At 65.9% G+C, this 23507-nt stretch carries 28 protein-coding genes; 14 read left to right on the top strand and 14 right to left on the bottom strand.

Annotation, left to right across the window (positions count from 1 at the left end):
- Positions 1 to 7 precede the first annotated feature (7 nt).
- From FY036_RS14150 to FY036_RS14115, 8 genes are all read left to right on the top strand, one after another.
- Positions 8 to 622, top strand: coding sequence for a pyridoxamine 5'-phosphate oxidase family protein (locus FY036_RS14150; RefSeq protein WP_148915392.1), 615 nt, complete (start codon positions 8 to 10; stop codon positions 620 to 622).
- A 124-nt stretch (positions 623 to 746) separates the two neighbouring features.
- On the top strand, positions 747 to 1043 hold the full coding sequence (locus FY036_RS14145) for a lysozyme inhibitor (RefSeq protein ID WP_148915391.1): 297 nt from the start codon (positions 747 to 749) through the stop codon (positions 1041 to 1043).
- A gap of 232 nt (positions 1044 to 1275) precedes the next feature.
- Positions 1276 to 1680 (top strand): succinate dehydrogenase, cytochrome b556 subunit, encoded by a 405-nt coding sequence (gene sdhC / locus FY036_RS14140; RefSeq protein ID WP_148915390.1) that lies wholly within the window; start codon positions 1276 to 1278, stop codon positions 1678 to 1680.
- 1 nt (position 1681) lies between these two features.
- A complete protein-coding gene (gene sdhD / locus FY036_RS14135) occupies positions 1682 to 2065 on the top strand; it encodes a succinate dehydrogenase, hydrophobic membrane anchor protein (RefSeq protein ID WP_148915389.1) in 384 nt (127 codons plus the stop codon).
- 3 nt (positions 2066 to 2068) lie between these two features.
- Positions 2069 to 3916, top strand: a complete 1848-nt coding sequence (gene sdhA / locus FY036_RS14130; protein WP_407941185.1) for a succinate dehydrogenase flavoprotein subunit — start codon at positions 2069 to 2071, stop codon at positions 3914 to 3916.
- A 15-nt stretch (positions 3917 to 3931) separates the two neighbouring features.
- Entirely contained in the window at positions 3932 to 4711 is a 780-nt protein-coding gene (locus FY036_RS14125; RefSeq protein ID WP_148915388.1) for a succinate dehydrogenase iron-sulfur subunit, read from the top strand.
- Entirely contained in the window at positions 4711 to 5769 is a 1059-nt protein-coding gene (locus FY036_RS14120; protein WP_148915387.1) for a DUF2332 domain-containing protein, read from the top strand. The genes FY036_RS14125 and FY036_RS14120 overlap by 1 nt, the downstream gene beginning before the upstream one ends.
- A complete protein-coding gene (locus FY036_RS14115) occupies positions 5762 to 6352 on the top strand; it encodes a nucleoside deaminase (RefSeq protein WP_148915386.1) in 591 nt (196 codons plus the stop codon). The genes FY036_RS14120 and FY036_RS14115 overlap by 8 nt, the downstream gene beginning before the upstream one ends.
- Positions 6353 to 6361: 9 nt before the next feature.
- On the opposite strand, the gene FY036_RS14110 is transcribed toward FY036_RS14115, so the two are convergent.
- Positions 6362 to 6823: a GNAT family N-acetyltransferase gene (locus FY036_RS14110; RefSeq protein ID WP_148915385.1), complete on the bottom strand. Its 462-nt coding sequence runs from the start codon at positions 6821 to 6823 to the stop codon at positions 6362 to 6364.
- Positions 6824 to 7007: 184 nt separating this feature from the next.
- Here FY036_RS14110 and FY036_RS14105 point away from each other — a divergent pair, with 184 nt between their 5' ends.
- The 3 genes from FY036_RS14105 to FY036_RS14095 all read left to right on the top strand — a co-directional run bounded on the left by FY036_RS14105 (position 7008) and on the right by FY036_RS14095 (position 9621).
- Entirely contained in the window at positions 7008 to 7364 is a 357-nt protein-coding gene (locus FY036_RS14105) for a hypothetical protein (protein ID WP_148915384.1), read from the top strand.
- A gap of 95 nt (positions 7365 to 7459) precedes the next feature.
- On the top strand, positions 7460 to 8794 hold the full coding sequence (locus FY036_RS14100; RefSeq protein ID WP_148915383.1) for a hypothetical protein: 1335 nt from the start codon (positions 7460 to 7462) through the stop codon (positions 8792 to 8794).
- Positions 8791 to 9621, top strand: a complete 831-nt coding sequence (locus FY036_RS14095) for a COG3904 family protein (protein ID WP_148915382.1) — start codon at positions 8791 to 8793, stop codon at positions 9619 to 9621. Before FY036_RS14100 ends, FY036_RS14095 begins: the two co-directional genes overlap by 4 nt.
- On the opposite strand, the gene FY036_RS14090 is transcribed toward FY036_RS14095, so the two are convergent.
- The 11 genes from FY036_RS14090 to rimM all read right to left on the bottom strand — a co-directional run bounded on the left by FY036_RS14090 (position 9622) and on the right by rimM (position 19388).
- Positions 9622 to 10830 carry a GGDEF domain-containing protein gene (locus FY036_RS14090; RefSeq protein ID WP_148915381.1) on the bottom strand — a complete coding sequence of 403 codons (1209 nt, stop codon included), beginning with the start codon at positions 10828 to 10830 and terminating at the stop codon, positions 9622 to 9624.
- A gap of 96 nt (positions 10831 to 10926) precedes the next feature.
- Complete coding sequence (locus tag FY036_RS14085; RefSeq protein ID WP_148915380.1) at positions 10927 to 12126, bottom strand: GGDEF domain-containing protein; 1200 nt, start codon at positions 12124 to 12126, stop codon at positions 10927 to 10929.
- A 138-nt stretch (positions 12127 to 12264) separates the two neighbouring features.
- Positions 12265 to 13674, bottom strand: a complete 1410-nt coding sequence (gene leuC, locus FY036_RS14080; protein WP_148915379.1) for a 3-isopropylmalate dehydratase large subunit — start codon at positions 13672 to 13674, stop codon at positions 12265 to 12267.
- A gap of 259 nt (positions 13675 to 13933) precedes the next feature.
- Positions 13934 to 14440: an MgtC/SapB family protein gene (locus FY036_RS14070; RefSeq protein WP_148915377.1), complete on the bottom strand. Its 507-nt coding sequence runs from the start codon at positions 14438 to 14440 to the stop codon at positions 13934 to 13936.
- A 69-nt stretch (positions 14441 to 14509) separates the two neighbouring features.
- A complete protein-coding gene (locus FY036_RS14065; protein ID WP_148915376.1) occupies positions 14510 to 15139 on the bottom strand; it encodes a class I SAM-dependent DNA methyltransferase in 630 nt (209 codons plus the stop codon).
- Positions 15136 to 15951: an amino acid ABC transporter permease gene (locus FY036_RS14060; protein ID WP_148915375.1), complete on the bottom strand. Its 816-nt coding sequence runs from the start codon at positions 15949 to 15951 to the stop codon at positions 15136 to 15138. Before FY036_RS14060 ends, FY036_RS14065 begins: the two co-directional genes overlap by 4 nt.
- On the bottom strand, positions 15948 to 16745 hold the full coding sequence (locus FY036_RS14055) for a transporter substrate-binding domain-containing protein (protein WP_148915374.1): 798 nt from the start codon (positions 16743 to 16745) through the stop codon (positions 15948 to 15950). The genes FY036_RS14060 and FY036_RS14055 overlap by 4 nt, the downstream gene beginning before the upstream one ends.
- Positions 16746 to 16812: 67 nt before the next feature.
- Positions 16813 to 17334 carry a GNAT family N-acetyltransferase gene (locus tag FY036_RS14050; protein WP_148915373.1) on the bottom strand — a complete coding sequence of 174 codons (522 nt, stop codon included), beginning with the start codon at positions 17332 to 17334 and terminating at the stop codon, positions 16813 to 16815.
- A gap of 84 nt (positions 17335 to 17418) precedes the next feature.
- Complete coding sequence (gene rplS, locus FY036_RS14045; RefSeq protein ID WP_148915372.1) at positions 17419 to 17952, bottom strand: 50S ribosomal protein L19; 534 nt, start codon at positions 17950 to 17952, stop codon at positions 17419 to 17421.
- 186 nt (positions 17953 to 18138) lie between these two features.
- Entirely contained in the window at positions 18139 to 18852 is a 714-nt protein-coding gene (gene trmD / locus FY036_RS14040; RefSeq protein WP_148915371.1) for a tRNA (guanosine(37)-N1)-methyltransferase TrmD, read from the bottom strand.
- Positions 18849 to 19388, bottom strand: coding sequence for a ribosome maturation factor RimM (gene rimM, locus FY036_RS14035; protein WP_148915370.1), 540 nt, complete (start codon positions 19386 to 19388; stop codon positions 18849 to 18851). Before rimM ends, trmD begins: the two co-directional genes overlap by 4 nt.
- A 219-nt stretch (positions 19389 to 19607) precedes the next feature.
- Between rimM and FY036_RS14030 the strand changes: the two genes are divergently transcribed.
- Together FY036_RS14030 and FY036_RS14025 are read left to right on the top strand one after the other, a co-directional pair.
- Positions 19608 to 20546: a tyrosine recombinase XerC gene (locus FY036_RS14030; RefSeq protein WP_148915369.1), complete on the top strand. Its 939-nt coding sequence runs from the start codon at positions 19608 to 19610 to the stop codon at positions 20544 to 20546.
- Positions 20547 to 20612: 66 nt separating this feature from the next.
- Entirely contained in the window at positions 20613 to 21683 is a 1071-nt protein-coding gene (locus tag FY036_RS14025; RefSeq protein ID WP_148915368.1) for a TraB/GumN family protein, read from the top strand.
- A gap of 47 nt (positions 21684 to 21730) precedes the next feature.
- Here the strand turns inward: FY036_RS14025 and FY036_RS14020 are convergent, their stop codons facing one another.
- On the bottom strand, positions 21731 to 21982 hold the full coding sequence (locus tag FY036_RS14020; protein ID WP_148915367.1) for a GlsB/YeaQ/YmgE family stress response membrane protein: 252 nt from the start codon (positions 21980 to 21982) through the stop codon (positions 21731 to 21733).
- Between the two features lie 151 nt (positions 21983 to 22133).
- On the opposite strand from FY036_RS14020, the gene FY036_RS14015 reads away from it, so the two are divergent.
- Positions 22134 to 22319, top strand: coding sequence for a hypothetical protein (locus FY036_RS14015; RefSeq protein ID WP_148915366.1), 186 nt, complete (start codon positions 22134 to 22136; stop codon positions 22317 to 22319).
- 78 nt (positions 22320 to 22397) lie between these two features.
- On the opposite strand, the gene FY036_RS14010 is transcribed toward FY036_RS14015, so the two are convergent.
- Positions 22398 to 23432 carry an aspartate-semialdehyde dehydrogenase gene (locus tag FY036_RS14010; RefSeq protein ID WP_148915365.1) on the bottom strand — a complete coding sequence of 345 codons (1035 nt, stop codon included), beginning with the start codon at positions 23430 to 23432 and terminating at the stop codon, positions 22398 to 22400.
- Positions 23433 to 23507 lie beyond the last annotated feature (75 nt).

Genomic DNA, 23507 nt, shown 5'->3' with positions numbered 1-23507 from the left:
GGGAGCAATGGAATTCATCACCAGCCTCGAAGGGCTGCGCGAGCACTACGGGCAGGTGCATGACAAGGCCGTGCGCAAGGAGCTGCGCGCGCTCGACCATCACGCCCGCTCCTTCATCGCCCGAAGCCCGTTCGTGCTGATCGGCTCGTCCGACAAGGCCGGCAATGCCGACGTGACGCCCAAGGGCGACAGGCCGGGCTTCGTCGCCGTGCTCGACGACACGACGCTCGCGATCCCGGACCGGCCGGGCAACAACCGGCTCGACACCTGGCAGAACGTCATCGTCAATCCGGCCGTGGGTCTGCTTTTTCTCATCCCCGGCATGAACGAGACGCTGCGCGTCAACGGCCAAGGCCGCATCACCGCAGACCAAAGCCTGCGCGACCGGCTCGCGGTCGATGGCAGGTCGCCCGTCACGGTGATGATCGTGGAGGTCAAGGCAACCTACATGCACTGCGCCAAGGCGTTCATGCGCTCCGGGCTTTGGAAGCCGGAAACGTGGCCCGACCGCGCGTCGATGCCGACGCTGGGCGAAATCCTTCGCGACCAGCTCGCGCTTTCGGAAAGCGCCGACGATGTCGATCGCTCGCTGGACGACGCCTACGCCAAGACGCTCTGGTAGGGTCAGCACCCGCGCCGTTGATCTTTCGCCACGATTGGCGATAAGTCTGCGCCCCATGAATGCGAATCCACACAGCGGGCCCCGTGTCCGGCGCGTCGCGGCCGTTATCGCTCTTGGCGTTCTCATGACGGCCTGCATGGCCGACGACCAGCAGAGCCAGGCGCGGCAGGAACTGGCCGAGACCGCCATGATCCAGCCGCGCAACGCCACCTACGACTGCGGCGAGGACGGCTCGATCACCGTGGAAAACGGGCGCACCGCCGTCCGGCTGGTGGAAGCGCAGGGCGACAGCTACGACCTTCCTGCCTCGCCGCCCACCCAGACCAGCCGCTACGGCGAAGGCGGATATGCGCTTGTGCTGGAAGGCCGCGAGGCGCTCTGGATGAAGGCGCGGCACGAGCCGATGACCTGCCGGCGCTGATTCGCCGGCAACACGTCTCCCGCCGGAACCGGCACCGGGCATAAGCGCTTCAATCGATTGAAGTTGCGGCCGTCTCCGCGGGTCTCGCTAAACAGGCGCACAGACTTGGTTTTCCGGCTTTGACGCGGTGCAAAAACCGCATTAGAAGACCCGCAGCCACAGGTCGCGTTCCAAACCGTCGATGCCGCATTCAACAGGCTCCGCAGGGCGCGTCCACCAGATTGGGGGAGCCATGAGCAAATCCGCAGCCACCCGCCCGAGACCGCTGTCTCCGCATCTTTTCATCTACAAGCCTATACCGACGATGGTGATGTCGATCGTGCATCGCATCACCGGTGCGTCGCTCTATTTCGGCATCCTGCTCGTGGCGGCATGGCTGCTGGCGGCGGCGACGTCGGAGGCCTGGTTCAACACGGTGTCGGCCATCTACGGCTCCTGGTTGGGGCTGCTCGTGCTGTTCGGCTTCACCTGGTCTCTGGTTCATCACATGCTCGGCGGCGTTCGCCACTTCGTGATGGATTTGGGCCTGGGGCTGGACAAGCACTTCTCCACGAAGGTGGCGGCGCTGATGCCCGTCGTCTCGATCGCGCTGACGGTGCTGCTCTGGGTCGTCGGCTTCATGGCGCGGGGAGCTTGACATGACCGATTTCCGCACTCCGCTTTCGCGCGTTCGCGGCCTGGGCGCCGCCCGCGAGGGAACCGGGCATTTCTGGTATCAGCGCGTCACCGCGGCGGCCAACATCCCGCTCATCCTGTTCTTCGTCGGCCTCATCATCGCGCTCAGCGATGCGTCCTTCGCCGACGTGCGCGCCACGCTGGCCAACCCCTTCATCACCGTGCTGCTGGTTCTGGCGGTCATCTCGGTGACCTATCACATGAAGCTCGGCATGCAGATGATCATCGAGGACTACGTCCATGACGAGTTCCTCAAGATCGTCTCGCTGATGCTCAACATCTTCTACACCCTTATCGTCGGCGCGGTCTGCATCTTCGCGCTGCTCAAGATCGCATTCGGAGGCTGAGGCGTGGCCGATACAAGAAACAACGTCGCAAAGCCGGGCGTGACCGGAAGCGCCTACACCTATGTCGACCACAAGTTCGACGTGGTGGTGGTGGGCGCCGGCGGCGCCGGCCTGCGCGCCACGCTCGGCATGGCCGAGCAGGGCCTGAAGACGGCCTGCATCACCAAGGTGTTCCCTACCCGCTCGCACACGGTCGCCGCACAGGGCGGCATCGCCGCCTCGCTCCAGAATATGGGGCCGGACAACTGGCAGTGGCACCTCTACGATACCGTCAAGGGCTCCGACTGGCTCGGCGACGTGGACGCGATGGAATATCTGGCGCGGGAAGCACCTGCCGCCGTCTACGAACTCGAGCATTACGGCGTGCCGTTCTCGCGCACCGAGGACGGCCGTATCTACCAGCGCCCGTTCGGCGGCCACATGCAGAATTTCGGCGACGGCCCGCCTGTGCAGCGCACCTGCGCGGCGGCCGACCGTACCGGCCACGCCATCCTGCACACGCTCTATGGCCAGTCGGTCAAGAACAACGCGCAGTTCTTCATCGAGTATTTCGCGCTCGACCTCATCATGACCGACGGGGTGTGCACCGGCGTCGTGGCGTGGAACCTCGATGACGGCACCATCCACCGCTTCGCGGCCAAGATGGTGGTGCTGGCGACCGGCGGTTATGGCCGCTCCTATTTCTCGGCCACCTCGGCCCACACCTGCACCGGCGACGGCAACGGCATGGTCGCGCGCGCGGGCCTGCCGCTCCAGGACATGGAGTTCGTGCAGTTCCACCCGACCGGCATCTATGGCGCGGGTTGCCTCATCACTGAGGGCGCGCGCGGCGAAGGCGGCTATCTCGTCAATTCCGAAGGCGAGCGCTTCATGGAGCGCTACGCTCCGTCGGCCAAGGACCTTGCCTCGCGCGACGTGGTTTCGCGCTGCATGACCATGGAGATCCGAGAGGGCCGCGGCGTCGGCAAGGAGAAGGACCACATCTTCCTTCACCTCGACCATCTCGACCCGGCCGTCCTGCACGAGCGCCTGCCGGGCATTTCCGAGAGCGCCAAGATTTTCGCCGGCGTCGATGTCACGCGTGAGCCGATCCCGGTGCTGCCGACGGTCCATTACAACATGGGCGGCATCCCGACCAACTACTGGGGCGAGGTGCTCAACGCCGACGCCTCCAATCCCGAGCGCATCCAGCCGGGCCTGATGGCCGTGGGCGAAGCCGGCTGCGCCTCGGTGCACGGCGCCAACCGTCTCGGCTCCAACTCGCTGATCGACCTCGTCGTGTTCGGGCGCGCCGCCGCCATCCGGGCCGGCCAGGTGATCGACCGCGAAGCGGCGATCCCCGCCGTCAACGAGCAGGCGGTCGAGAAGATCATGGAGCGCTTCGACCGCGTGCGGCACGCCAACGGCTCCAAGCCGACCGCCCTGCTGCGCGAGAAGATGCAGCGCGCCATGCAGGAGGACGCAGCTGTCTTCCGCACGCAGGAGACGCTGGAGCAGGGTTGCCGGCGCATCTCGGCGATCTGGAGCGAGCTGCCGGATGTCAAGGTCCACGACCGCTCGATGATCTGGAACTCCGATCTCGTCGAGACGCTGGAGCTGGACAATCTGATGGCCTGCGCCATCACCACCGTCTACGGCGCGGAAGCGCGCAAGGAGAGCCGCGGCGCCCACGCCCGCGAGGACTTCGACAGCAGAGACGACGTCAACTGGCGCAAGCACACTCTGGCATGGGTCAACGAGGCGGGCGACGTGAAGCTCGACTATCGCCCTGTGCATACCGAAACCATGCTGCCCACGGACAAGGGCGGCATCGACCCGGCAAAGATCGCGCCCAAGGCGCGCGTCTACTGATCGCGAGGGAAAAGAATGGTTGAACTCACCCTCCCCAAGAACTCGCGGGTCAATGAAGGCAAGGTCTGGCCGAAGCCGGAAGGCGCGACCAATCTGCGCGAGTATCGCATCTATCGCTGGTCGCCGGATGACGACGAGAATCCGCGCGTCGACACCTACCATGTCGACATGGACGATTGCGGGCCGATGGTGCTGGACGCGCTCCTGTGGATCAAGAACAAGGTCGATCCCACACTGACGCTGCGCCGCTCCTGCCGCGAGGGCATCTGCGGCTCTTGCGCCATGAACATCGACGGCACCAACACGCTCGCCTGCACAAAGGGCTGCGACGAGATCGACGGTGCCGTAAAGGTCTACCCGCTGCCGCATATGCCGGTGGTCAAGGATCTGGTGCCGGACCTCACCGTGCCCTACGCGCAGCTGTCCTCGATCCAGCCATGGCTCCAGACCGTGTCGCCGGAACCTGCCAAGGAATGGAAGCAGAGCCACGAGGACCGCGCCAAGCTCGATGGCCTCTACGAGTGCATCCTGTGCTTCTGCTGCCAGACCTCGTGCCCGTCCTACTGGTGGAATGGCGAGCGCTATCTCGGCCCCGCAGTGCTCCTGCAGGCCTATCGCTGGCTGATCGATTCCAGAGACGAGGCCACCGGCGACCGGCTCGACAATCTGGAAGACCCCTTCCGGCTCTATCGCTGCCACACCATCATGAACTGCACGCAGGCGTGCCCCAAGGGGCTCAACCCGGCCAAGGCGATCGCGGAAATCAAGAAGATGATGGTGGAGCGCCGCGTCTGATGGCGTTGGGCGGCGGCATCGCTGCCCACTTTCTGGCGCAGGCCGATTCCTGCGACCGGCTCGGCTCGCCATTCACCGCCAGGCTTTGCCGCATTCTGGTCGAGGTGCTCGACGACACGACGGCCACCGGCGCGCGGGTCGCGAACTGGCCGGGCGAGGTGCGCGACGACGCGGTCGCCCTGCGCATGTGTGGCGGGCTTCACCGGCTGGTGCTCGAAGGCCGCGATCCCGGGCTTGCAGCCGTCTATCCGCCCCATGAAGCGGGCGATGCGGCGCTCGCTTCGGCAGTCCGCGCCGCGATCGTGGCCCATGAAGACGCGCTGCTCGCCAACCTCGATTCCCCGCCGCAGACCAACGAGATCGGCCGTTCCGGCATGCTGCTGCCGGGCTTCCTCGCCATCGCGCGCGAGACGAGGCTGCCGCTGGCGCTGTGCGAGATCGGGTCCAGCGGCGGGCTGAACCTGCTCTTCGACCGTTTCGCCTACAGCTACGGCGACCTTAACTGGGGCGATGCCGCCTCGCCAGTCAGGCTTGCGCCCGACATACGCGGTGCGCCGCCGCCGCTCGACGGGACGCTGTCGGTCGCCTCGCGCGATGGCTGCGATATCGCCCCGGTCGATGCGCGGTCGCAGGCGGGCCGGATGCGCCTGCGCTCCTATGTCTGGCCGGACCAGCCCCTGCGCCACGAGCGGCTGGAAGGCGCTTTCCAGCTCGCGCGGGAGCATGAGTACTCTCTGGCCGAGGCGGACGCGGCTTCCTTCGTGGCCGGTCGACTGGCGGGCCGGACGCCCGGTTCCGCCTTCGCGCTGTTCCACTCGATCATGTGGCAGTACATGCCGCACGAAACCCGCGCCGCCATCACGCGCGCGATGGCGCAGGCCGGCGAGGCCGCGACAGCGGAGGCGCCGGTCGCGCATCTGCGCATGGAGCCGCTGGAACTCAGCGATCCCCATGCCACGCTCAGCCTGACGCTGTGGCCCGGCGGGCGGACGCGCCATCTTGCGCGGTGCGACTATCACGGCCGCTGGATCGAATGGACGGGAGGCCACGATGGCTGACGAACTGGCGAACGCGCTTCTCGACGCGATGGAGAACCACATCCTGCCGCTGACGCGCGCAGGCGTGGCGCGCGGCAACAAGGTGTTCGGCGCGGCCTTGCTGCGCAAATCCGACCTGTCGGTGGTGCTGGCGGAAACCAACAACGAGATCGAGAACCCGCTCTGGCATGGCGAGGTGCACACGCTCAAGCGCTTCTACGAGATGCCGGCGGACACACGCCCGAACCCTGCCGAGCTGATCTTCCTCTCGACGCACGAGCCCTGCTCGATGTGCCTATCGGCGATCACCTGGGCCGGCTTCGACAATTTCACCTATTTCTTCAGCCACGAGGATTCGCGCGACAGCTTCGCCATCCCGCACGACCTGAAGATCCTGAAAGAGGTCTTCACGCTCGATCCCGGCGGCTACCGCAAGGAAAACGCCTTCTGGCGCAGCGGCTCGATGGCCGAGTTGATCGCCAGGGCCGATCCCGCCTCGCGGGCGGAGATGATGCGGCGCGCCGAGGCGATCCGGGCGGAGTATGCGCGTCTCTCCGACGCCTACCAGCAGGGCAAGGCCGACAACGCCATTCCCCTCAACTGACGGCCCGCCCTACGACACGTCGTAGCGGATGACGAACGCGGTCCAGTCGGCGGGTGCCGCGATCTGCTCGTAGAGCTTGCGGCCGTCATCGGGCTGGCGCGGCGCGTTCAGCGCAAGGCGCGACCAGCCGCGTTCCTCGGCCTGATCCGCCAGAATGTCGACCAGCGCCTTGGCGATGCCCTTCTTGCGGTGGTCGTGGTGCACGTAGATGTGATCCACCTGTCCGCAGCGCAGGCCGGTCACCGGGTCTGGCAGGTCGGTGAAGATGGCGAAGCCCACCAGTTCGCCGTCGATGCGCGCGCCCATCACCTCGGCGGTCCGGTCCTGCAGCAGGCTTTCGGCATAGAACTCGTCTGGCCTGCGCGGCGCGCCGCGTTTCAGCGCCTGCGCGTAGGCCGCCAGAAGCGGTGCCAGGTCGCGCGCATCCTTGAGCCGCAGGAGCGAGATGTCGATCTGGTGGTTCGATGCCATGGCTTGTCCTTCCCGATCCTCTCCTTTCGGCTCTTTCGGCGGCGCCTGTCAATCGGCGCGTGCGTTAACCATCTTGGCCGACAGGCAGGGCGACGATGCGGCCGGGGTCTTAACAAAGGTTAATAAAGCGTTAAGTTCCCATGCAGGGAGGGTTCGATTCCTCCACGGGCAAGGAGCGAACGCCATGCGCAGACTTTCATGCTTCATCGCCGCTGCGGCTTTTGCGGCGGCCTTCTCTGCGCCGGCGAGCGCCGGCGACGGGCGCGACCGCGTCTACGCCGATTCCTTCGGCAATCTGGTGATCCACAGCAGCGCCGGCTACAAGCGCATCATCGTGGGCATGGGCGAAGTCGCCCACTCCTACAACCTCACCGGCTCCTATTACGAGCCCGCCGATCCGCAGGTGGTCTATCTGGACGAGGACCGCGCTTCGCCGCAGGTACGCCGCTGCTCGCGGCCGCCGCATGTCTGGCATGGCCGCGCCCACATGTACGGGCTGAAGGACGGCGAAATCCCGCAGGCGCCTCTGGTCTGCGAATAACAGTGACGTGAGAACGGGCGATTGGCGAGGACGAGCAGGTTAATGGCCGCGTTTTGGTCACCTTTGCCGCTGCAATGGGGAAAAAAGGAGCTTCCATGAGCAGCAGCAAGGCCCGCACCTCCCGCCGCCTCAGGGAACACGTCTCGTCCCTGGAAACGATGACCCGCTTCGTGCTGGCGACGCTGGCGCTGGCCAGCGGCGTCTACACCTATCTGGGCGTGCGCAGCCTGCTCGACGGCGACGCGACCATCGTTTTCTTCGCGGCCATCGTCTATTCGGTCGCCGTGTCGGTGGGCATCTACGGGTTCTGGGTCTATCTCAGCCGCTTCCTGCCTGAGCTGCGCGACGGCGCCTCCCGGCTGGCGCTGGTCGCCATCATGGCCGTCGGCTCGGTGATGATCATCGCCATGTCGTCATGGCTTAACGCCGCCGCGCTGGCCGGCTCGGCAGCGGTCGAGCAGCATCTGGCCGTCACGCAGGAAGGTTACACCGCCGATCTCGATCAGGCCCATTCCAACGCGCTCGGCGCGCTGTCTCTCCTGCCCGACATCCAGCGCGCATCCGAGCGCTTCGCCCGGCTGGCCGAAGACGAGCGCGAATCCGGCGCGCTCACCGGCACGTCCGGCTCGGGCACGGTGGTACAGCTTCTCACCCAGATGTCGGCGCAGATGCGCGAGCTGGAAGCCACCATACAGGGCTCGCGCGACACGGTGCGCACGCTGTTCGAGGAAGGTCAGCAGCATCTGGCCACCATGCGCGGCCTCGTCTCCGGGGCGGGGTCGGTCCAGCCGCGCGCGGATTCCTTCGCGTCGGAGGCGGTTGCCCTGTCGGGCGTCATCTCGTCGCTGGAGCAGACCTCCATCGCGCCTTCGGTGGCGCGCGCGGCCGCCGATCTCTCGGTCGGGTTCATCGCGCCGGTCGCCGGTGGCGGTACCGCCGACCTTGCCGGCCGCCAGAACCAGATCATGGACACGATCCGCACCTCCGTGGCCGCCCAGTCGGAGGCGCTGTCGGCCGCCGCAGCCGAAATCCTGGCCCAGCCCAAGGTAGAGGAACGCCGCTTCGTGCCGCTGTCCTCGGCCGAGGCCGTCATCCTCTATGCCGGCTCCTTCCTGCCCAGCTGGGCCGGTGCCATCTCCATCGATCTTCTTCCCGGCGTGCTGGTGGCCATTCTCGCGGTCGCCCATGCCGCCATGCGGCGCGGAGAGGACGAGATGGACGATGCCGAGCGCATCACGGCGGCGGACATGATGCGGTCGCTCGAAATCCACGAGGCCATCGCCGCGCGACGGCGCGCAGCCGCCATCGAAGACGCCGTCCCGCAGGAAGATATCGCAGCCGTAGCGCAAACGGAGCAGGACCAGCCACCGCCTGCGGCGGAAAACGTCACGCCACTTTCGGTGGCCGACAGGAAGCGACATGAACTATGAGCGAAAACCGCATGGCCCTCGGCGCCCACCCGCGCCGCAACCTCCTGATGCGCTACGCGGCGCGGTTCGACGACGGCGAGATGGCGCGCTGGGCATTTCGCGGCCTGCTGGTCGGCGCTGTCTTCGTGATCGGCCTCGACCTCAAGGAGCTTTACGACACGCGGCCGATGCTCGACCCGCAGTCGACCGGCACCACGGTGCATGTCGAGCCGGCGCTGCCGCCGGTCGTGCAGCCGGGGCCGGGTGGCGCGCCGGGCCTCGACCCGCGCGAGAACGTCACGCTCGACAACGACGCGCTGCGTCGGCCGATGCAGTTCGATCTGCGTCCCGGCGGTGTCCTTGCGGCCGAGGGCTCCATCGATGTCGGCGCGGCACAGCGTTTCGCCGCCGAAATGGAAGAGCGCGGCGAATATGTCCGCGTCCTGTCGCTCAATTCGCCGGGCGGCTCTCTGGAGGACGCCATGGCGATGGCCCGGCTGGCGCGGGAGCGTGGGGTCGGCACGCAGGTCGCCGACGGCGCGCTGTGCGCGTCTTCCTGCCCGCTGGTGCTGGCTGGCGGCGTGGGGCGCGAGGTCGGCCCGAAGGCGGCGGTAGGGCTGCACCAGTTCTACGCGATGTCGGACACCGTCACCGGCCCGGCGCAGGCGATGTCCGACGCGCAGGCCACGGCGGCCCGCATCTCGCGCTATCTGGCCGAGATGGACGTCGACCCGGCGCTGTGGCTTCACGCGCTCGATACCCCGCCGCAGGCGCTCTACTACCTGTCGCGCGAGGAGATGGCGCGATACCGGCTCGTCACCACCGGGTCGTCGGTCGCAAGCCGTTAGCTATTTCGCCGCTTTCGCGCCTGCGGTGATCGAGCGGCCGTCGTCGATGATCTGCTCTACGCGGGCGACGCGCACGCAGTCGCGGCCGGCACGCTTGGCCTCGTAGAGGGCGGCGTCCGCCCGCGCCATCAGCGAGACGGAAACCTCTCCGTGGCTCATCTCGGCCACGCCGAAGCTGGCGGTGAAGCGGGAGGCGACGGGCAGGCGCTCGCTTTCGAGCCCCGAGAAGGCGCCGCGGGCGTTTTCGGCAAACAGGCGCCCCGCCGCCAGATTGCTTCCCGGCAGCATGATGGCGAATTCCTCGCCGCCGATCCGGCCCAGCACATGGTGGTCGGCAGCATTTTCGCGCAGCGTGGCCGCGAACAGCGCGATGATACGGTCGCCGATCGCGTGGCCGTAGGTGTCGTTCACATCCTTGAAGTGGTCGAGATCGCAGATCACCAGCGACACCGGCAGGCCGTTCGACGCGCTGCGCCGGAGCGCTTCTTCCAGCCGCTGCTCGAAGCCGCGGCGGTTGAGAAGGCCAGAAAGAATGTCGGTTTCCGACTTGGCGGTAATGTCCTTGACCAGATCGGCGATCAGCATGGCCAGAAGCAGCAGCGCGGTCGCGACCGACAGGATCGTTCCCATCGATTGCGAGAACATCGCGTAGCTGGTGCCCAGATAGTCCTGCGGGCTTGCGCCCGGCCCCCCGACCAGAACCGAAACCACCGGCTTGGCGAGAAAATGCAGCGCGCTCAGCGTCATGAAGCCCGCGAGCAGGCTGTCTGCGAGCCTGCGGCGTCCGGCCGCCATCACGATCCCTGCGCCGATGGCCTGCATCGCGGCGAACGGCGCCTGGTAAAGCGCCATGCGCAGCATGGAGCCGCGCTCCATTCCCAGCGTCAGCGCGATGACGACCAGGGAAACCGCGAATGCCGCGGTAAGCAGCGTGCGTGGGGCTTCGATATCGTAGCGGCGCGCAAGGCCGACATTCAGGAAAAGCAGGGCGCACAGAAACGCCATCGCGCCGAGCAGCACGCCCACGCGCGCGTCGTCAAGGGTAGGCAGCGTTGCCTCGAGGCCCAGATGCACCATGCCGGCCGCGTAGGCGGCCGCGAACCAGCGGGCCGATTCGTAGCGGCTGTAGAAGGCGATCAGGACGAATGTCGCGCAGAAAAGTCCGGCCACGGCCAGATTGATAAGAAGAATAAAAGCTGCGCCGCTCATGACCCGACCCGTTCCCGAGGGCATATTCGGGGACGGTTGGCGAAGAAGTCGTTAACGCCGGCTTCCGCGGGTACGTTTATTTCGGGCTGCCGGCGCTCACGCTTCGGCGGTCAGCAACGGGCCGTCCCTTACCTCGGGAGCCGCCTTGCGCCGGTCGACGCGCACGCGGTCGCGGCCGGCCGCTTTGGCGTCGTAGAGCGCGCGGTCTGCGCGGATGAAGAGCTCTGTCGCGGTTTCGCCCTCGCGCCATTCGGCGACGCCGAAGCTTGCGGTGCAGCGCAGCTCCTCCGGTAGGCCCGGCACGCAGAGTGCGCCGAAGGCCGCTCGCACCCCTTCGGCGAAGAGCCTACCGGCGCGAAGGTCGATCCCGCGCAGGAAGATCGCGAATTCCTCTCCGCCGATGCGCCCGACCACGTGGTTCGGGCCCACGCAGCCGTGGAGGCATTCGGCAAAGGTCTTGATGACCCGGTCGCCGGCTGCGTGGCCGTAGGTGTCGTTGACGGTCTTGAAGTGGTCGAGGTCGCAGAAGATCAGCACGCCTTCCATGTGCCTGCGCCGGGCCGTTCGCAGCGCCTCGGCCACGCCCTCCTCGAAGCCGCGCCGGTTGAGCAGCCCGGAAAGCGGGTCGGTCTGCGATTCGCGCCGCAGATCGTCCATCAGCTCCAGCGTTATCGCCGTGATGAGGCACAGCGCGAAGATGAGCAGGAACATGGATGCCGAAAAGGTGAGCGTGATCCAGTAGAGCGACTGGTGGAAATTTTCATAGCTCTGATACGGCCCGTCGATCCAGATCACCGCCACCGGCCGCACGAAGAAGCTGATCCCGTAGAAAACCAGCAGCCCGAGCAGCAGGTTGTCGACGAACCTGCGCTCATGAGCCCGCCGCAGCTCTGCCGCCATGATGAGCGTGATCGCGCCGAAGGCGAAGTTGATCGCGTAGATGCGCTTGGTGATGTCCGGATCGACGAAAAGGAACCACGTGAACGCACTGATCCCCGCCGTGGCGAAGAACGCGGTCGATGCGACTGGTGGCCTGCGCTCGAACCGCCCCAGACCGCCGATGGCGAAGCCCACTCCGCCGGCGAGGAACAGCAGGTTCGAGAGCAGCTTGGAGATCGGCACGCTGTAGATGGTGAAATATTGCAGCAGGAAGCCGCCGGCTATCGCCACGAAGGAGGCGCTCAGCAGCGCGATGTAGCGCTGCTGCCTTTGATGACGCCAGAGCAGAAAAAATGTCGCTGCGAAGACCAGCGACATTCCTGGGTTCATCAATGCGATGAAAACGCTCGTGTCCAAGTCGCCCCACCCAATTTACCTTAGGGCAGAGGCTTTACAGCGCAACAACGAACAAGCCGTTAAGCGCCGTGAAACAAGCAAGTTCTTTTGGCGGATTTCCCGCAGCCGGCGACATTTTCACCGGCTGCGGGCATATCGTCATTTCCAGTCGCGGATGTCGACGAAGTGGCCGGCAATCGCCGCGGCGGCGGCCATGGCGGGCGACACCAGATGCGTGCGACCCTTGAAGCCCTGCCGTCCCTCGAAATTGCGGTTCGAGGTGGACGCGCAGCGCTCGTAGGGGCTGAGGCGATCGTCGTTCATGGCAAGGCACATCGAGCAGCCCGGCTCGCGCCAGTCGAAGCCGGCGGCGACGAAGATCCGGTCCAGGCCCTCGGCCTCGGCCTGCGCCTTCACGAGGCCGGAGCCCGGTACGATCATGGCATTGACGGTGGAGGCGACCTTCCTGCCCTCGACCACCTTGGCGACCGCGCGCAGATCCTCGATGCGGCCGTTGGTGCACGAGCCGATGAAGACGCGGTCGACCGCGATGTCGGTCATCTTCGTGCCCGGCGTCAGGCCCATATAGTCGAGCGCGCGCTTCTTGGAGTTGCGCTTGTTCTCGTCGGCGATGTCGTCGGGGTTCGGCACCACGCCGGTCACGGCGGCGACGTCTTCCGGCGAGGAGCCCCAGGTGACGATGGGCGGCAGCTTGGCTGCGTCCAGCACCACCACCTTGTCGAAATGCGCACCCTCGTCGGTGTTGAGCGTCTTCCAGTAATCGAGCGCCATGTCCCACGCCTTGCCCCTGGGTGCGCGCGGCTTGTCCCTGACGTAGGCGAACGTCGTCTCGTCGGGCGCGATCAGGCCGGCGCGCGCGCCTCCTTCGATCGACATGTTGCAGATGGTCATGCGGCCTTCCATCGACAGCGCGCGGATCGCCTCGCCCGCATATTCGATGACGTAGCCGGTGCCGCCCGCCGTGCCGATCTCGCCGATGATGGCGAGCACGATGTCCTTGGCCGTCACGCCCTCGGGCAGTTGCCCGTCGACGCGCACCAGCATGTTCTTGGCCTTCTTCTGGATCAGCGTCTGGGTGGCCAGCACATGCTCCACCTCCGACGTGCCGATGCCGTGTGCCAGCGCGCCGAACGCGCCATGCGTCGAGGTGTGGCTGTCGCCGCACACGATGGTCATGCCCGGCAGGGTGAAGCCCTGCTCCGGCCCCACGATGTGCACGATGCCCTGGCGCACGTCGTTTTCCGAATAGTACTCGACACCGAAATCGGCCGCGTTCTTCGCCAGCGCCTCGACCTGGATGCGGCTTTCCTCGTTCTTGATGCCGTTCTTGCGGTCGGGCGAGGTCGGCACGTTATGGTCCACCACGGCCAGCGTCCGTTCGGGCTGGCGAACCTTGCGGCCCGTCATGCGCAGCCCCTCGAAGGCCTGCGGGCTGGTCACCTCGTGCACGAGGTGGCGGTCGATGTAGAGCAGGCAGGTTCCGTCGTCCTGGCGGTCGACCACGTGGTCGTCGAAAATCTTGTCGTAGAGCGTGCGCGGTGCGGTCATGTGCGTCAATCCGTCGATTTTGGCCATCGATTTTGGCCGTCGATGTGGAAACAGGAAGAAGGCCGCGAGGCGGCCGGCGGCAGCCGTCAGGCCGTGCGGGTGAGGCGCGCGCCGGAAATGCGGGCAAAGAAGCGCGACGGCAGGCGCTTCACGTCCTGCAGTACGAAGCCCTTATATCCCGGGTGTCCGAAGAGTTCTTCCATGCGCCGCTATTACCAGCCTTTGGCCGGATCGGCAATCGGCGGCAACGCGGCCGGGTCTACTCTTCCTCGGCGCGCTGCCTGGCCTTGTCTGCGGGCAGCACCACCTTTTCCAGCGGGTGCATCAGCCCGAGTATCACCACCGCCAGCAGCGTTGCGAAGCCAGCGATCTGCCAGAAGCCGAGGCCCGCGGCCAGCCCGATCGCGCCGGCAAGCCACAGGCCCGCGCCGGTCGTCAGGCCCTTGATGCGCCCGCGCGCGAAGATGATCGTGCCGGCGGCAAGGAAGGCGACGCCCGCCGTCACCGCCTCGATCAGGCGCAGCGGATCGAGCCGCGAACCTTCCTGCTCGAACTGGGCGCTGTGGACGATCTCGATGCCGATGATGGTGAAACAGGCGGCCGCCAGAGACACGAGGATATGGGTTCTGAGGCCCGCGGGATGGTTGCGCCATTCCCGCTCGAAACCGATCACCGCGCCCAGAAGCGCCGCCAGCGCCAGACGCGCGGCGATGACCGAAAACGGCAGCCAGGTGGCGTGGCCGATGTCGTCGAAAATGTCCTGCATGGATTGCCCTCGAAAACGGCGCCCCTCTGCGCCGCATCCCTCAACGCGGATCGATAGAACGGGTTCCGGCTAACGGATTTCGAAGACGAAGGCCTTCACCTTCACATCCGGCTCGGCCAGCACGAAGGCGCGGAACGGCTCGCTCTCTTCCAGCTTACGCCAGCGGCCCGCTTCTTCCAACTGGCGGAAAATGTCGGCGAACCCGCCATCCTCGATCAGCATGTCGCGCACGGTGAAGATCGCGTGGCCGCCCGGTTGCGTGATGCGGGCCAGCTCTTCGAGGCTGGAGGCGGGCGCATGACCGGCCGTGAAGACGCCCGTCGACAGGAACGCCGCGAAATGCCCGACCGCCCATGGCAGCGCCTTGCCCAGCTCCGCGTGCTTCAGCTCGTCGTAGGCGTTTCGCCCGGCTGCAAGCTCCAGCATCTCGTGCGAATAGTCGAGCCCTTCCAGCCGGTCATAGCCCAGCGCCCGCAGGAATGGGCCCGAAAGGCCGGTGCCGCAGCCGGCGTCGAGCAGAGGCCCCGCCCCTCGCGCGACGTAACGTGCCACCCAGCCCGCGATCACGAAGGGCAGGCAATAGCCCAGCGCTATGGTTTCGCGGTCGTAGTCGGCGGCCCACTGCGCATAGGCGTCGCCCAGCTCCTGCGGGCCATTAGCGGCATAGACGCGATCGAGCGCGCTCTTGTTTTCGTTCATCCGGTCGGTCCTCTTCTCAATCTCTTCTCCAGGCCGCGCAGCGCCAGCGACAGGCTCACGGTCAGCAGAAGGTAGATATAGGCCACGATTGAATAGGTTTCGAAAAAGCGGAACGAGCCGGCCGCATAGACCTTGCCCATCTGGGTGATGTCGGCGACGCCCAGCACCGAGACGAGCGAGGAATCCTTGACCATGGCGACGAAGTCGTTGCCGAGCGGCGGCAGGATCGTGCGCAGCGCCTGCGGCATCACGATGAGGCGGAAGCGCTGGAATCGCGACAGGCCGAGCGCCTTTGCAGCCTCGATCTGGCCCGGATCGACAGACTGGATGCCGGCGCGGAAAACCTCGGAGATGAAGGCGGAATAGCCGATGGTCAGCGCGATGACCGCGCGCCACAGAAGCGAGATGTCGCGCACCATCATCGGCTCGACAATTCCCGCCTGCGCCAGCGGTCCGGTCAGCCAGTTCCAGCCGGCCACGAAGGCCGGCACGCCGGCAAAGGCGATCCAGAACAGAAGCACGATGATCGGCACGCCGCGGATGATCTCGACATAGAAGCGCGAGATTTCGCGCAGCACGCGCGAGCCCGACAGCGCCATCAGCGCAATGCCCAGCCCCAGCGCGGAGGCCAGCGCGAAGCCCACAAGCGTGACGAAGATTGTGATGCCGATGCCGCGCACGACGATGGAAAAGACCTGCGCGTAAAGATCGCTGGTCCCTACGTATATCGCGACGCCGGCGGCGATCGCGCCGGCGGCTGCAAGCCAGTAGGGGAATTCCTTGTCGGGCGAGGAAGGCTGCGCCGCGCTCACTCGCCCATCTTGTATTCGAGGAACCACTTCGTGTTCAGCGCGTCGAGCGTGCCGTCGGCCTCGAGCGCTGCGATGGCGGCGTTGATCGGCTCGACCAGATCGGAGCCCTTGGGGAAGATGAAGCCGAAATCCTCCGAGCCGAGCGGCCCGCCGATCACCTTGAGCGCACCGCCCGAGGCATCGACATAGCCGTTGGCCGCAACGCCGTCGGTCAGCACGAGGTCGACGTCGCCGGCGCGCAGCGCCTGCACGGTCGCACCGAAAGTCTCGAACAGCTTGATGCGCGGGTTGGCCTCGTTGCCGTCGAGAATGTCATAGACCGAGACGTAGAACGGCGTGGTGCCCGGCTGGGCGGCGATCAGCCCGTCTTCAAGCGCTGCAAATTCCTTTTCGTCCGTAAAGCGCGTCTCGTCGGCGCGCACCAGCATGCGCATTTCGGAGTGCATGTAGGGCGCGGAGAAATCGACCTTCTCCTTGCGGTCGTCACGGATGGTGATGCCGGTCATGCCCATGTCGTACTGCTTGTCGGAGACCGACTGGATCATCGCGTCCCAGCTGGTGTTCTGGTACTCGACCGTGAAGTTCAGCCGCTCCGAGATTTCCTTCATCGCGTCGTATTCCCAGCCGATGGCGTTGCCGCTCGACGGGTCCACGAATTGCAGCGGCGGATAGGCGTTTTCGGTCACCACCACCACCGTGCGCCCGCCCAGATCGGGAAGGTCCTGTGCGAAGGCCGTTGCAGACAGGGTGAAAGCGGCCGCCATTGCGGCCAGCGACGAGAGAACACGGATCATGACGACGCTCCTGAGAATTTGATGAAGCGTAGTTTAGTCAGGCCGCCGGCCGGCGCAAGCAAGGCGCTTACCTGTTTTCCCGCAGGTCGAGAGCAAGAAGTTCCTCGTCGAGGAAGACACCGTTCACATACAGCCCGGCCATTTCCAGGCCATAGGTCCGGAAGCCGAGGTCGCGATAAAGCCGAAGCGCGGCTGCGTTGTGGCTGGTCACGGTGCAGTTGAGAATGACGCCCAGCCGTGCAGCATGCTCCACCACGCGTTCGACCAGCCTGCGCCCGAGGCCCGTTCCGCGGTGCGAAGGGGCGATGTAGACGCCGACCATCGGGCCCTTGTGGCGCGTCTTCACCTTTTGCGATGCGGCATAGCTCGCGATGCCGACGAGGTCTTCGCCATCGAACGCGCCGAACGTCACGCCCGGTGCAGCGGGCACCGCGCGTTCGGCCATGAAGGCGTCGGAGGCGTCCTTTTCATCCTCGACGCTGGAACCGAAGGATTCCGGGCTCTCGGCCAGTGCCGCAAGACGCAGCGCCCTGTAGCGTGCGACATCCGCAGGGGTCAGCGGCCGTATCGTGCCTTTCTGGTTGTCCATCAAGGTTTCTCCCAAATCCGCCGCCCTGAAACGAAAATGGCGGCCCGAGGGACCGCCATTGTCGAAATCCTGTGAGCGATGCGCTTATTCGGCGCTTGCCGCTTCCTTGGCGGCTGCATCGGCGGCGGCCTTCTCGGCTGCGTCCGCTGCTGCCTTCTCGGCTGCCAGCGCCTGTGCGGCGGCAACCTTCTCGGCCTCGAGGCGGGCCTTCTCGGCCGCGATCGCCTCGCGCTCGGCGTCGTTCAGCTTGCGGGCGCGCACGCCGGTGTTCTCGACGATACGGGCCGACTTGCCGCGACGGTCGCGCAGGTAATAGAGCTTGGCGCGACGGACCTTGCCGCGGCGCACGACCTCGACGGCCTCGACCAGCGGCGAGTAGACCGGGAACACGCGCTCCACGCCTTCGCCGTAGGAGATCTTGCGGACCGTGAAGCTTTCCTGGAAGCCGGAGCCCGAACGGGCGATGCACACGCCTTCATAGGCCTGCACGCGGGTACGCGTACCTTCGGTCACGCGAACCTGCACGCGAACGGTGTCGCCCGGCTGGAATTCGGGGAGCGTACGCTTTTCTTCGATCTTGGCGGCCTGCTCGGCCTCGAGCTGACGGATGATGTCCATCGCGAGAATCCTCTTCTTGTTCTTCGAACAGCCAGAGCGCTCTCACTTGCCTTGCAGCATCCTTGGCCGCTGGGCTATGCCGCCCGGTCGAGACCGGAAGGCAGGAGCGAATTCACCGTAATTGTTGACGGGCCGGGATTCATTCCCCGGATTGTGGCGGGCTCATACAGGTTTTTGGCCCCGCTGTCACCTGTCTGGCGGCGAATTTTTCGCCTGCGGGGCGGCGATCAGGTCCGGCCTGCGCTCCTGCGTCAGCTTCACAGCCTCGTCGCGCCGCCACTGCGCGATCCTGCCATGGTTGCCCGAAGTCAGCACCTCGGGGATGGGGCGGTCCTCGAAGAGCTGCGGGCGGGTGTAGTGCGGATGCTCCAGCAGGCCGCCCTCGAAGCTTTCTTCCTCGCCCGACGCCTCGTTGCCCATGACGCCGGGCAGCAACCGCACCACCGCGTCGAGCAGCACCAGGGCGGCCGGTTCGCCGCCCGACAGGATGTAGTCGCCGATGGAGACCTCCTCCAGCCCGCGCGCGTCGATCACCCGCTGGTCGACGCCCTCGAAGCGGCCGCAGACGATCACCGCGCCCGGTCCCTGCGCCAGTTCGCGCACCCGCGCCTGCGTCAGCGGCCTGCCGCGCGGGCTCATCAGAAGCTTCGGCCGCTGGTCGCCTTCCGGCGCTGCATGGTCGATGGCTTTTGCCAGAATGTCGGCCCGCAGCACCATGCCTGCGCCGCCGCCTGCCGGCGTGTCGTCCACGGTGCGGTGGCGGTCGGTGGCGAAATCGCGGATCTGGACCGTTTCGAGCGACCATGCGCCGGCTTCCAGCCCGCGTCCGGCCAGCGAGAGGCCGAGCGCGCCGGGAAACATCTCCGGATAGAGCGTGACGACGCTGGCGCGGAAGCTCATTCCTCGCCGCCTTCCTCTTCGTCGTCCAGCAGCCCTGCCGCCGCCATGTCGATGCGGATGAAGCCTTCGGACACCGATATTTCGGGGATCGCCGCCAGCGTGAAGGGGATCATGAGACCCTTCTTGCCCGAAATGGTCGCCTCTACGATGTCGCCGCCGCCGAAATTCTGCACGGCCGTTACCCTGCCCACCGTCTCGCCCGTCTCGTCGCGCACGGCCAGCCCGACCAGATCGGCGTGGTAGAACTCCTCTTCGTCCAGATCGTCCGGCAGGGCGTCGCGGCCGATGAAAAGCTCGGTGCCGGTCACCGCCTCCGCAGCCTCGCGGCTGGCGATCTCCTTGAACCGCACCACGACGACGTTCTTGGCCGGGCGGATGGCCGCGACCGTGTAGGTCTTGCCTGCGGCGTCCTTCAGCGGGCCGTAATCGCCCAGTGCCAGCGGATCGGCGGTGAACGTCTTCACCCGCACCTCGCCCTTGATGCCGTGCGGGGCGCCGATGACGGCCATCTGGACCTGTTTTTGCGGATTTGTCATCGTGCGTCTCTATCCGCGTGGCTTCCAGGTTTCAATGTCTTGTTCTCGCTCACGGGCCGTACCGCCGCCCGGTGGCGGCTGGCCCTCCGCGGGGCGGGGCAAGTGCCCCGACGCCCGGTCGGGCTTGCGGCCGCTGGCCGTATTTCGAGTGTTCAGAAGAGCCACCCATCCGAGGTTGGATTCATCAGCCGATAACGACCTTCTGGGTATCATACCCGGATGGACGAATTTCTTGTTTCCGCGAGGCCGGATCTCCAGCGTGCGCGGACCGAATGGCTTGGTTCTCTGGGCTCCGAGCGGCGTCTTTCGGCGCTGACGGTCGACGCCTATGAGCGTGATACGCGCCAGTTCCTCCAGTTCCTCACCGGCCATGGTGGCGGCGCGCCGGGAATTTCCGACATCGCGCAACTCAAGCCCGTGGATTTGCGGGCTTTTCTGGCCCATCGCCGCAATGGAGGGGCCGGCGCCCGCTCGCTCGGGCGTGGGCTGGCCGGCATCCGCTCCTTCCTGAGGTTTCTGGAGCGAAGGGGCCTTGCCAATGCCGCCGGTGCGGCCGCCATGCGTGCTCCCAGGCAGCCGAAATCATTGCCGAAACCGCTGACGGCGGCCGATGCCAGGCGTGTCGTTTCGGCCGGCGAGCAGCTTGCCGAGGAGCCATGGATCGCGGCCCGCAATGCCGCCGTCCTCACCCTGCTCTACGGCTGCGGACTGCGCATTTCAGAGGCGCTGGGCCTTGCCGGCCACGAGTTGAAGGACGCCGGCGAGACCGTGCTTCGCGTCACCGGAAAGGGCGGCAAGACGCGGCTGGTGCCGGTTCTGCCGATCGCGTTCGAGGCCATCGCGGCGTACCGCCGGCTGTGTCCGTATCATCTTGCCGACGAAAGCCCGCTGTTTCGGGGTGCGCGCGGCGGGCCCTTGCAGCCGGCGATCATCCAGCGTGAAATGGCGAAGATGCGCTCGGCACTCAACCTGCCCGACACTGCTACGCCCCATGCGTTGCGCCATTCCTTCGCCACACACCTGCTGGCCAAGGGCGGCGACCTGCGCACCATCCAGGAACTGCTGGGCCATGCCAGCCTCTCGACCACGCAGATCTATACCGGCGTCGATACCGCAAGGCTGCTCGACATCTACGACGCCGCGCATCCGCGCGCGTGACCGATCGCGTCGGGTTTTCATGACCGCCTTAACCGTTTTGCCGCACTTTGCTGCGAGGGTGCGGCCATGAAAACCGCCTTCTCCTTCGCAGAACGCGCCGCCGGCCTGTCGCTCAGGCTGATCGCGGCGATCAACCTTCTCTTCGTCGCGGCTTTCCTGGCGACGCTGCTGTTTGCCGCCACCAAGGCCGGTGCGCAGGAGGCGGTCGCCTGCACCGGCAAGGACATGCTGGCGCAGATGCAGCGCGAGGACCCCGCAGCGCTCGAACGCATCCGCGCCGAAGCGGCGAATGTCGAGAATGGCGGCGCACTGTTATGGAAGATCGAGAAGGAGGGCGTCGAGCCCTCCTATCTGTTCGGCACCATGCACATGGCCGACCCGCGCGTGGTGAAACTTTCCGAAGCCGCGAAGGCCGCCTTCGATGCCTCCTCCACGGTGGTCATCGAAACCACGGAAGTGCTGGATCCTGCGAAGGCAATGGCGGCGATGCTGGCCAATCCCGAGATGACCATGTTCACCGACGGGACGACGCTGTTCTCGCTTCTGCCCGAAGACGAGCGCGCCGAAGTCGAGGCTGCGCTGAACGCGCGCGGCATTCCGCCCGCAAGCGTCCAGAAAATGAAACCCTGGATCATCGCGTCCATGATCGCACTGCCGGCCTGCGAACTGGCGCGCAAGTCTGCCGGCGCTCCCGTGCTCGACGTGGAACTGGCCAAGCAGGCCGAAGCGTCGGGCAAGGCGCTGGGCGGGCTGGAGACGATCGCCGACCAGCTCGGCGCGATGGCCTCGCTGCCGATGGATTTTCACATTCGCGGGCTGGTCGATACGCTGAAGCTGGGCGACCGCGTCGACGACATGATCGAGACGATGATCGTGCTCTATCTGGGGGGTGACACGGCGATGTTCTGGCCGTTCTTCCGCGTCGCGCTGCAATCCGACGAAGAGACGGAAGCGGGCTTCGCCGCCTTCGAGGAGACAATGGTGACGGCGCGCAACAGGACGATGGCCGAGCATGCCGCACCTTTCATCGATGCGGGCGGTGCATTCGTCGCGGTGGGTGCGCTGCATCTGCCCGGCAAAGAAGGCCTCGTGGCGCTGCTGCGCGATGCCGGGTACAGTATCCAAGCGGTGAACTGAAAAAGGCGGCCTTTCGAGCCGCCTTCATTCTTTCAGGGTTTTTCAGGCTAGCGCCTTATCGCCCGCCCGAGGCCTATCAGGATACAGGCGCCGATAAAGCCGGCAACGAGATAGCCGAGCCAGCCGCCGAACGACACGCCGAGCAGCCCGAAGAGGAAGCTCGCGACCGCCGCGCCGATAATGCCCAGAATGATGTTCATGAAGATGCCGGTGTCGCTTTTCATGAAATTCGATGCGAACCAGCCGGCGAAACCGCCGATGATGATCGCTGCGATCCAGCCAATGCCTGCGTCGTCCATGGTCCTCTCCTCAGCTCGATGAACCTGCCGCATAAATGCGGAGCGGTGACTAAGGTTCCACGGGCCTGCCGGCGCGATCACGGCAATCGTGATTTGGTCGTCAAGTGTGGCTTTGTTAGCCTTCCCAGGTCTGAAGCACAGGAGAATGACCATGAAGACGGCACTGGCTCTTGCAGCCGCTCTTGGCCTGTCGGTTTCGGTCGCTGCGGCCTGCCCGATGAAACGCGACGTGACCGCGTCCGTGGACAAGGAAATGACCGTGGCGAGCATCTCGGCGCCTGCCACATCGACCCCGGCGGACACGCCGGCGATCAAGAAGGAGAAGGAGGCCGAATAGGCCCCGGCTCCGGCTTCCATGTGAAAGTCATTTACCCGCTCCAGCCCCTGCCGGAGCGGGTTTTTCATGCGGTCAAGATCAGGCGGCCTGCTTCTTGGGCTGGATCAGGCCGCGCGCGACCAGAAGCTCGGCGATCTGGACGGTGTTGAGCGCTGCGCCTTTGCGCAGATTGTCGGAGACGACCCACATGTTGAGGCCGTTTTCCACCGTCTGGTCCTCGCGGATGCGCGAGATGTAGGTCGCATCCTCGCCCGCCGATTCCAGCGGGGTGATGTAGCCGCCGTCCTCGTGCTTGTCGATGACGAGGCAGCCCGGCGCCTCGCGCAGGATTTCACGCGCCTCGTCGGCGGTGATCGGGTTCTCGAACTCGATGTTGACCGCTTCGGAATGCCCGATGAAGACCGGCACGCGCACGGCGGTGCAGGTGACCTTGATCTTCGGGTCGAGCATCTTCTTGGTCTCGGCCATCACCTTCCACTCTTCCTTGGTCTGGCCGTCTTCCATGAAGACGTCGATGTGGGGAATGACGTTGAAGGCGATGCGCTTGGTGAACTTCTTGGCCTCGACCGGGTCGGCCACGAAGACCGCGCGGGTCTGGGTGAACAGTTCGTCCATGCCTTCCTTGCCCGCGCCCGAGACGGACTGGTAGGTGGCGACCACGACGCGCCGGATCTTCGCCTTGTCGTGCAGCGGCTTGAGCGCGACGACGAGCTGCGCGGTCGAGCAGTTCGGGTTTGCGATGATGTTCTTCTTCGTAAAGCCCTCGATGGCGTCCGGGTTCACTTCCGGCACGATGAGGGGGACGTCCTGATCGTAGCGCCATGCCGAAGAATTATCGATCACGACGCAGCCCTGACGGCCGATCTTCGGCGACCATTCCTTGGACACGTTGCCGCCGGCCGACATCAGGCAGATGTCGGTGTCGGAAAAGTCGTAGGTGGCAAGGTCCTTAACCTTCAGCGTGCGGTCGCCGTAGGAGACTTCGGAGCCGACCGAGCGGCGCGAGGCCAGCGCTACGACCTCGTCGGCGGGAAAGCCGCGCTCTTCGAGGATGTTGAGCATTTCGCGCCCGACATTGCCCGTGGCGCCGGCGACTGCAATCTTGAAACCCATTCCCGTTGCTCCTTGTGGAAGCGTGGCGGACCACGCCTAACTCTCCGCTGGTTTGGAAAGACCCGCCGGCTGCGG

Origin of the sequence: Neoaquamicrobium microcysteis (assembly GCF_008180155.1) — a bacterium.
GTDB lineage: Bacteria > Pseudomonadota > Alphaproteobacteria > Rhizobiales > Rhizobiaceae > Aerobium > Aerobium microcysteis.
The sequence above is the reverse complement of the archived record's forward strand: the minus strand, read 5'-3'. Positions and strand labels throughout refer to the sequence as shown.